Annotated in this window: 11 protein-coding genes; 7 read left to right on the forward strand and 4 right to left on the reverse strand. The window is 61.7% G+C overall.

Annotated features, from left to right (window positions below; all coding sequences use genetic code 11):
• Nucleotides 1–134 precede the first annotated feature (134 nt).
• Nucleotides 135–1,157 carry an ISL3 family transposase gene (locus V6X63_RS10510; protein ID WP_367978908.1) on the forward strand — a complete coding sequence of 341 codons (1,023 nt, stop codon included), beginning with the start codon at nt 135–137 and terminating at the stop codon, nt 1,155–1,157.
• 74 nt (nt 1,158–1,231) lie between these two features.
• On the opposite strand, the gene V6X63_RS10515 is transcribed toward V6X63_RS10510, so the two are convergent.
• The 3 genes from V6X63_RS10515 to V6X63_RS10525 form a co-directional block, all read right to left on the reverse strand.
• On the reverse strand, nt 1,232–1,684 hold the full coding sequence (locus V6X63_RS10515) for a very short patch repair endonuclease (RefSeq protein ID WP_367978901.1): 453 nt from the start codon (nt 1,682–1,684) through the stop codon (nt 1,232–1,234).
• The gene (gene dcm, locus V6X63_RS10520; protein ID WP_408022312.1) at nt 1,684–2,949 is read right to left on the reverse strand and encodes a DNA (cytosine-5-)-methyltransferase; all 1,266 of its coding nucleotides are present in this window, start codon (nt 2,947–2,949) and stop codon (nt 1,684–1,686) included. Before dcm ends, V6X63_RS10515 begins: the two co-directional genes overlap by 1 nt.
• A 524-nt stretch (nt 2,950–3,473) precedes the next feature.
• Nucleotides 3,474–5,162, reverse strand: coding sequence for a methyltransferase domain-containing protein (locus tag V6X63_RS10525; RefSeq protein ID WP_367978903.1), 1,689 nt, complete (start codon nt 5,160–5,162; stop codon nt 3,474–3,476).
• Nucleotides 5,163–5,212: 50 nt separating this feature from the next.
• Here V6X63_RS10525 and V6X63_RS10530 point away from each other — a divergent pair, with 50 nt between their 5' ends.
• Both V6X63_RS10530 and V6X63_RS10535 read left to right on the forward strand, forming a co-directional pair.
• Nucleotides 5,213–5,911 carry an NAD-dependent deacylase gene (locus V6X63_RS10530; RefSeq protein ID WP_367978904.1) on the forward strand — a complete coding sequence of 233 codons (699 nt, stop codon included), beginning with the start codon at nt 5,213–5,215 and terminating at the stop codon, nt 5,909–5,911.
• 187 nt (nt 5,912–6,098) lie between these two features.
• Nucleotides 6,099–6,632 carry an SOS response-associated peptidase gene (locus V6X63_RS10535; RefSeq protein WP_367978905.1) on the forward strand — a complete coding sequence of 178 codons (534 nt, stop codon included), beginning with the start codon at nt 6,099–6,101 and terminating at the stop codon, nt 6,630–6,632.
• A gap of 15 nt (nt 6,633–6,647) precedes the next feature.
• Here V6X63_RS10535 and V6X63_RS10540 read toward each other — a convergent pair whose 3' ends face one another.
• The gene (locus V6X63_RS10540; RefSeq protein WP_367978909.1) at nt 6,648–6,872 is read right to left on the reverse strand and encodes a type II toxin-antitoxin system Phd/YefM family antitoxin; all 225 of its coding nucleotides are present in this window, start codon (nt 6,870–6,872) and stop codon (nt 6,648–6,650) included.
• Nucleotides 6,873–7,030: 158 nt separating this feature from the next.
• Between V6X63_RS10540 and V6X63_RS10545 the strand changes: the two genes are divergently transcribed.
• The 4 genes from V6X63_RS10545 (at nt 7,031) to V6X63_RS10555 (ending at nt 8,581) form a co-directional block, all read left to right on the forward strand.
• Nucleotides 7,031–7,324, forward strand: a complete 294-nt coding sequence (locus V6X63_RS10545; RefSeq protein ID WP_367978906.1) for a HigA family addiction module antitoxin — start codon at nt 7,031–7,033, stop codon at nt 7,322–7,324.
• 78 nt (nt 7,325–7,402) lie between these two features.
• Nucleotides 7,403–7,918, forward strand: coding sequence for a virulence RhuM family protein (locus V6X63_RS10550; RefSeq protein ID WP_408022313.1), 516 nt, complete (start codon nt 7,403–7,405; stop codon nt 7,916–7,918).
• Complete coding sequence (locus V6X63_RS10675) at nt 7,905–8,045, forward strand: hypothetical protein (RefSeq protein WP_367966518.1); 141 nt, start codon at nt 7,905–7,907, stop codon at nt 8,043–8,045. Before V6X63_RS10550 ends, V6X63_RS10675 begins: the two co-directional genes overlap by 14 nt.
• A complete protein-coding gene (locus V6X63_RS10555; protein WP_367978907.1) occupies nt 8,042–8,581 on the forward strand; it encodes a VOC family protein in 540 nt (179 codons plus the stop codon). Before V6X63_RS10675 ends, V6X63_RS10555 begins: the two co-directional genes overlap by 4 nt.
• Nucleotides 8,582–8,623 lie beyond the last annotated feature (42 nt).

Below are 8,623 nucleotides of genomic sequence, written 5' to 3' on the forward strand. Positions count from 1 at the left end.
AGTGGAAACGGCCACCCGTCCAATGGCACGCTGCCAAAACCCAGCTTGCGATCCAGTTCGGCGACCGGTTCGTGCTGGAAGCCTGATCTCAATGGAGCGGCTCACACACAAAAATCTCCACAGGCCCTCTGCCACTGTTCGATGCCATTACCTATCTCGATATCACCATCTCCCGGGTCTGGTGCGAGCACTGCGGCGGGCCAAAGCGCATGCGCATCGACTGGCTCGCCAATCAGCAGCGGGTCACCAACCGGCTCGCCGAGTCGGTGATCTATCTGTGCAGCCAGCTCAGCATCCAGCACGTGGCGAAGTTCTATCGGCTGCATTGGCATACGGTGAAGCGCATCGACAAGCGCGCGCTCAAGGCGCGGCTCGACCCGGCCGACTTCTCGGATGTGCGGGTCATTGGCATGGACGAGTTCGCACTGCACAAGGGCCATCGCTATGCGACGGTTGTCGTGGACCCGATCCGCAAGCGTGTTCTCTGGGTTGGCCCCGGTCGGGATCGCGCGGCGGTAGGCAAGTTCTTCGAGCAGCTTGGGCCCGAGCAGTGCGAGCGCATCGAGGCGGCCGTGATGGACATGCACCCGGCCTTCACCCTCGAGGTTGAGAAACACTGCCCGAACGCCCGCATCGTCTACGATCTCTTCCATGTCATCGCCAAGTACAGCCGCGAGGTCGTTGACCGTGTCCACGTCGACCAGGCGAACGCCCTGCGCCATGACAAGGCGGCGCGCAAAGTCGTCAAGGCCTCGAAGTGGCTGCTGCTGCGCTCTCCGCGCAACACCAGCCGCGCCCAGCGTGTGCGCCTCCAGGAGCTCTTCGATGCGAACACACCGCTGATGATCGCCTACATGCTCCGAGAGGATCTCAAGGCCTTGTGGAGTCACCGAGACCCCGACGAGGCGAGAGGCTTCTGGGAAGAGTGGTACCAGCGCGCCATTGAGTCCGGCGTTGCCGCCATCCGCCGCTTTGCAGAGCGCATCAAGGCGTTCGTGCCGGGCATCCTCGCCCATGCCGAGTTCCCCCTACACACGCGCCTGATCGAGGGCATCAACAACAAGATCAAGGTCATCAAGCGAATGGGCTACGGCTTCCGGGATGACGAGTACTTCTTCCTCAAGATCCGAGCCGCTTACGCCGGTAATGCGCGATGAACCCAAAAATCTCTGACACTGAATCGTGCATTCCTTGCTCCTGTTCTCCCTGCGGTGGACGACGCTTTTCGCTTTTACTTTCCGGTTATCTCCAACATTGCCTGCGCGCTTCTGAGCCAGGATGCCGCGGACCCGAGCACCCTGTCAGGTGACTGGCGAGTGCGTCCGCGAAGGGCACATTCCCATATGATAAGAACCCGCCAGCCGAGCTCGCGAAGCCGGGCGTTGTTTTTCTTATCTCTGATACGGGTCTTCTCGATCTTGGACTGCCAGAAGTCGGTGCGTGTGGATGGAAGCCTATAAAGATGGCAGTCATGACCGTGCCAGAAACAGCCGTTGACGAAGATCACCGCCCTGTATCGAGGCAGGACAAGGTCGGGCGTTCCGGGTAACTGCCGCTGGTGAAGGCGGTAACGGAATCCGAGGGCGAAAAGGCCTCGTCTTACCCATAGCTCGGGCTTGGTATTGCTACCGCGGATACGCCCCATGACCCGGCTCCGCTGGTCGGGCGTCAGCACATCCGTCATTACGCCGTCTCGTGGAACTCCATCGGAAGAGGCGGCTGAAGGCTGTATGCCTGATGCTCTGCTTCGAGGTCTGTAACCACATGCGGCACCATCGCGTGGGCAATCCTGCGTATCACCGGCACGACCACCGAGTTTCCGAACTGGCGGTAGGCCTGGGTATCGCTCACCGGAATCCTGAAATCGTCATTGAACCCCATGAGCCGGGCGCATTCGCGCGGCGTCAGCCGGCGAGGCCTCAAGTTCCCGCCGCGGTCGACCAGTATTTCGGACCCGTCTTTATGGTACCGCGCGGACAGGGTTCTCGCGGTGTCGTCCGGCCCGATACGGCTGTATCCGAACCCGTTGCCGGCCGCCTGATGCTTGGCTTTATAGTCCTGCAGGTAACGCCATAGCTTCTCGCTGAGGATGTACTTCTCCGCAACCCAGGCCGCCTCACCATGAGTATATGGCGGTTCCGCAGGTTCACTGCCATCCTCTGGATGCAGCACACTTGCCATTGTCCGTGTATCGGGGCTCGGGAAGTCGATCTGATCCCAGCTGAACGGGGCGCTCTTTTGGAAACCCACCATATAGATGCGTTCCCTGTGTTGGGGTACGAATCCCTTGCCGTCGATCACACGGTCGAAAACATCATAACCCAGCTCATCCAGGGTGCGACGAATGACTTCGTAGGTGCGTCCACCGTCGTGGCTGCGGAGGTTCTTGACGTTCTCAAGCAGAAACGCGCGTGGCCGCTTGACGTCGATGATCCGCGCCACGTCGAAGAACAGTGTCCCCTGGGCCTCGCACATGAACCCGTGCTCCCTTCCCAAGCTGTTTTTCTTCGAGACGCCAGCCAGAGAGAAAGGCTGGCAGGGAAAGCCGGCCAGCAGCACGTCGTGGTCGGGTATCTCTGAACTGATCGTCCGGGAGTTGATGTCTTCATCGTCTGAGGCAGCTGTGATCTCCCGGATGTCCGTCTGGATCACCTCGTCCTCGTTCCCGTAATTCGCTCGGTAAGTCTGTAGCGCGAAGCGGTCCCACTCACTGGAAAAAACGCAGTGTCCACCCGCGTCTTCAAACCCCTGCCTGATCCCTCCGATCCCCGCGAAGAGATCGATGAACCGGAACGTAGATGCCTTTGGTGACCTGATCATCGTGCGTTCCCGGAGCACCTGCAGGATCGCGAGTTCGCGCTCCCTAGGGATAGGGGCACCACTTTTCTGCCAACGTCGGACCGACCGCTCTGATTTGCCAAGTAACCGCGCGAGCTCGGCTGCCGGCATGAGCGATAGGGCTGAGTCGAGAACACTCCGCGCGTAGGTTACAGATCCCATATCGACCCCTCAGTTCTGGAAGCAGGTCGGTCATTGTGTCCGTATTCATTCCCGCCGTCCAGCCCGCTTAAGCCGCCAGATCACGTCCGGGGCTGTATGCTCCGAGCACCTGATGAGGTAAGTCGCCAATGATCCAGATTTGAATGAACTGGAGGCTGGAGCTGCTCCCGGAGCATGCGATTGGGCGGCGATAACTCTGAACCGCCCTTTGGTATCCCAGAGGCTCAGCGGTCCAAGCCATGCCGTGTGGGGAGCGAGTCCTTCATTCCCGGGGTGATGGTCTGCCTCAGCTCCGGCAGGCGAGATATGACCACGCCGTTCCATCAGCCGATGCTCCTTGAACAAGGCAACCCATGCGATGGCGGCAAGTCAGAGATTGGTGGGATTTCCAATGGTGGAACTTGGTGCTTTCAACTACGGACGCGCCAGAGCCAAAAAGTGATCTCGGCGTCAGTGGGAACTTGCAGAGGGACTCAGTTTAACCCTATCCACTCCGCAATTTGCTGATTCTGCTTCAGGCGCCTGCGCTGATGCTGCAGCCCCTCGAATACCGCCTGCGGGCGGCTGGCATCCGGGACCATTGGCAGCGCGGCTTCGGCTTCGATAATGAATTGATCTCGATAGCGGCTGTTGAGGTAGGTTGATGTCCACCAGTCGATGATTCGGTCGTGGGCATCGCTGAGCAGGCCGGCGGCGGGGAGGCGGTCGCGCTTTTCCCGGTTGGCCCGGCGCGTCGCTGGCATCAGGTTCCATAAGTCATTGTTGTTCCAGTGCACCCAGGGCAGGGCATGGTCCACCTCGTAGTGGTTGGTCCGCAGTCGAGTGCCTGTCCATGTGCATTGGGGAGATGGGTTAACGCCGAGCCGTGATTCGATGAGATCCCGTACCAGATGAGTGCGGCGAACCGGCGCCTGCCACCGGAGCGCGTCACGTGTGGGTCCGACGTTATAGCGAAACTCGTAGCGCTGCATGACATCGACCCACTCATTGACGATCGCGGGCTCCAGCCAGCAGGCGTAGCGGCTGGCGCAATCCCAGATGTGGCTCGGGATGTGGAAAACCCCGAATCGCAGGAGCGTCTCGCGATCCAGCCGCACGGGTACCTCGCGCAGACGGGTGCTGGCGGGCTCGGCGATGAATAATGGCTCCGTCGAGCCCGGCCAGGTGGTGTAGCGCACTGGCATCTGGCGGATGTTCTGGCAGGCATCACGAATAGCCGCCAGCAGAATCTTGCCGGTGTGACTGTCAAACGCCTGCCCGACACAAAGATCAAACACCGAGAGATAGCGGAGTGCGTAGAACGGTTCCCTGGCGAACCCGTAACCCGCATTGCCCTGGGTCTGACGCAGCGCATGGTCCATGATCAGCGGTTTATAGAGCCGCAGCCAGTACAGGCCAATCAGCCCCAGCGGCACGGTGACATACTGATCGGTGCGCCGGACCACCATGCCCGGCAGGCCGTCGGCGATGCGGGTGATGACGCGCAGCAGACCCAGCTTGTAGGTCGAGGACTTCTGGTCGTTGACGATGATGTGCCGCAGCACCGGCAGGGCGCCGGTGCCGTCGTCGGGCAGTTGCAGACAGACCGTCTCCCAGGTGACCTCGTCGCGGCCCTGGCAGTCCGATCGGGTCCCGCCTTGACCGCTTGGGGTGATATCAATTAGCGCCCGCTGACGGGCCAGTTGCTCGACTTCCGCCCGGCTGACCGGATGAAACACCCGTTCGCCATCTCCCGACCCATGACGCAGCGTGATGCAAAGCCGTCCACCCGGTGCGAGCAGTTCGCTCAGCACCCTCATGGCGCGCTCACGCTCCGTCGGCGGCACATGCATCCATACCGCCGAGACAAGGATCAGATTGAATCGCTCGGATAGCGCCCGAATCGAGTCGAGGCCCGGCAGGCGGTCATCCATCCACTGAACCGGATGGCCGTGCGTGTAAGCCTCACCCCGCTCACGCAGCCCCTGCGCCGGCTCCACGGCGACGACGTCCCAGCCGCGTCGGGCGAGCGCGAGCGCATCGCGGCCCGCCCCAGCGCCGACGTCCAGAGCGGCCCCGGGCGTCTCCGGGAGACAGGACAGTAAATCGGCATGGACCGTCTCGAAATCGAGCGCGTTGTAGCGCTCGAAGAGGGCATCGGCGTTGTCCGAGTAGTAATTCATGTCGCTTTCAACGCTTATACTGAACCCACATCCAGTAGTAGCCAGCCACCATGCCTGAATCCATCGTCATTCTCACCGGTGCCGGGGTGTCCGCCGAAAGCGGCTTGGGAACCTTTCGCGATTCCGGAGGAATCTGGGACCAGTACGATCTCGAAGACGTCGCAACGCCGGAGGGGTTCGCTCGCAATCCGGCGCTGGTCCACGACTTCTACAATGCCCGCCGGGAGAACGCCGCGCTTGCCCAACCCAATGCCGCCCATGAGGCGCTGGCCCGACTCGAGCGCCGTCTGCTCGGCCGGGTCACGCTGATCACCCAGAACATCGACGGCCTGCATGAGCGCGCGGGCAGCCGTCGGATCTATGCCATGCATGGCCGGGTTGACCGGGCCGTCTGCGCTGCCTGCGCGCACTGCTGGCCATCGCCGCCACAGCTATCAACCCAGACGGCATGCCCGGCATGTGGGCAGAGCACCTGTCGTCCCGATGTGGTCTGGTTTGGCGAGATGCCCTATCACCTCGACGAAATCGAGCAGGCCCTGCGACGCGCCACGCAGCTGGTGGTCATCGGGACCTCGGGGACGGTATATCCCGCCGCTGGGTTCGTGGAGGTGGCCAGCCAACTGGGTGCGCACACGGTGGAAATCAATTTGGCCCGCAGCGAGGCAAGCGATGCCTTCGACCGTGTCATCGAGGGTCCGGCCAGCGAGGTGGTGCCCGCCTGGGTGGACGAGGTCCTCGGGTCATGTTGAAGGCTCCTCATCTTTAGTTCTTCACGGACGATAAGGATCCGAAATGAGCATCGTCGGTAACGCCTCCCCATGTGCGGCCGCTACGTCCTGAACGCCTCAGGCACTGAAATCGCCCAGGCCCTTGGTATTTCTGAGGCGCCTGAGGTCACGCCATCGTTCAACATCCCCCCCGGGCACGCGGCAGTGGGTGGCGCATGCCGCTGGTGAAGGCGGTGTGGTGCTGGAGCAGCTGGGGTGGGGGTATCGCCCGGTGTGGGCGGGCCAGGATGCACCGCAGCCCATCAACGCCCGGGCCGAGAAGGTGGCGGCCTCGCCATTCTTTCGTGATGCCTTTGCCCGCTACCGCTGTGTGGTGCCCGCGACGGGTTGGTATGAGTGGCAGAAGCACGATGGTGCGAAGACGCCTTATTACGTCACCACGGCTCAGCCGCTGATGTTCTTTGCCGGGCTGTATGACCCGCCGCGAGAGGACAGCGCGGGCAGCTTTGCCATCATCACGCAGCCGGCCGCGCAGGGCATCGCGCATATCCACCCTCGCATGCCGGTGGTCCTGGATCAGACCTGCCTGCAGGTTTGGTTGGATCCGGCCAATCAAACCCGGGATCAGGTAAAGGCCGTCACCCGGGCACTCGACCCGGCTCAGCTCAATGCTTGGCCAGTCGATACACGCGTCAACAAACCAGCCAATGATGATGCGGAGTTGATCGCGTCACAGGGCTAGAGGTGTCCAAAGCCATCATTCCGGCCGGTCGTCTTCGTCGTAAAGAAAGTCCTGGCTTTGGCGGGCGCTGGAGCCGGGCAGGGCTTTCGCCGCCGCCCGAGCGCGGATAGCGGCGACTTGTGCGGCTCTGCCTGCGCCCAAAGTGCAAGGGCGCATTGCAACCAGTCGGGCAACGGCATGCCCGTGCCGGGTCAACACAATGTCTTCACCAGCCTCGGCCCTGCGAACCAGATCGGTCAGTTTTGCTTAGGTATCGGTGATGTCTAGCTCCATAAGCCTTCGCAAAATCAGTTACGTCATCCGGTCCTTGCAAATCGTGCAACAACTGCTGCCGATGGCAAGGCATAGCAGGATGCGGAAGCTAACGTATTGACGCTGTTGCGCAACGCGCTACACTCATGTCTATGCACAAGCCCCCACATCCCGGTGAGTTCATTTTGGCGACGTACATGGAGCCTCACGGACTGAGCTGCCGCTACCTGGCCGAGCGATTGGATGTGTCCCCATCCACGTTGAACCGGATCTTGAAAGCGAAAAGCGGTGTCAGCCCCGAGATGGCGTTAAGGCTCTCCAAGGCACTTGGCCGCACACCCCTGAGTTGGCTGGCGATGCAGGACGCTTATGATCTCTGGCATGCGGGTCAGACCATAGCACTGGATAAGGTCCACAAGGTGGAACTCACTGCGGCGTAGCATCTGCCGACTTAAATGCTGAGTCTGCTACCCCTTAGTTATCGAATCTGCATCTCAGACCTGCGCGGAGATCCCATTGTGAGCGATCTGATCATCTTCGAAGACGATGCCCAGCAGGTCGAGGTGCGGCTGGAAGGGGAGACCGTTTGGCTGACCCAGCGGCAAATGGGCGAGCTGTTTGGGACGACCGCGGAAAACGTCTTGATGCATCTGACGAACGTTTTTCGAGACGGGGAGTTAGACGAATCGGCAACCACTAAGGATTTCTTAGCAGTTCGCCAGGAGGGCTCCCGGCAGGTCAAGCGCCGCCTCAAACACTACAACCTCGACGCCATCATCTCGGTGGGCTATCGGGTTAGCTCCACACGCGCCACCCGTTTCCGCCAATGGGCCACCCGCGTCCTTCGCGAGCATCTCACTCAGGGCTACAGCCTCAATGAGCATCGGCTGGCGCAACGCGGCCTGACCGAGCTGGAGCAGGCCGTCCATCTGCTGGGCGAAACGTTGTTGCGCCAGGAGCTGGTGGGCGACATCGGGCGCGTTCCTGTTTCTCCTGTACTTGCGCCAGGAAGGTATGCCGTTGACCCTGAATGACAATGGCCTCACGGCACTGACCCTGCTGATTGCCGAGAGCGATCCGAAGGCGAAGGACCTGATGGTGCGGCTGGTCATACACCTGCTTGCCCGAGCTGACCCACAGCCTGCTACCCTTTCTGAATGAATTCCGTCAAAGGCCTTCACCACATCACCGCCGTGGCCGCCGACCCGCAACGCAATCTCGACTTCTACGCCGGCGTCCTCGGCCTGCGGCTGGTGAAAAAGACCGTTAATCAGGACGATCCGTTCACCTATCACCTCTACTACGGCGATGCCCTTGGCCGACCCGGGACGGCGATGACGTTTTTCCCATTCCCCGGTGTGCCGGCCGGGCAACCGGGCCGAGGACAGCCGCTTGAGACGCGGTTTGCGGTGGCAGCGGAATCATTGCCGGAATGGGAGGCGCGCCTGACGCAGGCCGGCATTCAGCGCCGGACGGGTTCAGTGGCAGAGGGAGCGCCCTCCCTGCATTTCACCGACCCCGATGGCCTGCCACTGGCGCTGGTGGGGCAGGGCACGGCGGAAGGCGCTCCCGGCGCGCCAGCCTCAGCCACCTGGCAGGCGCCGGGTCTGGCTGCGGAATACTCCCGATCTGGGCCACCGATTCCACGCCATCTGGGACGGGCATTCCGGCTGATCGGGGATAACGATTCCGTTTGATCAGGGACACTGGTGTGGCGCTCGGGGGATACTCCGGCTCTT

Origin of the sequence: Spiribacter onubensis, assembly GCF_040838425.1 — a bacterium.
In the GTDB taxonomy this organism is placed as follows: Bacteria; Pseudomonadota; Gammaproteobacteria; order Nitrococcales; family Nitrococcaceae; genus Spiribacter; species Spiribacter onubensis.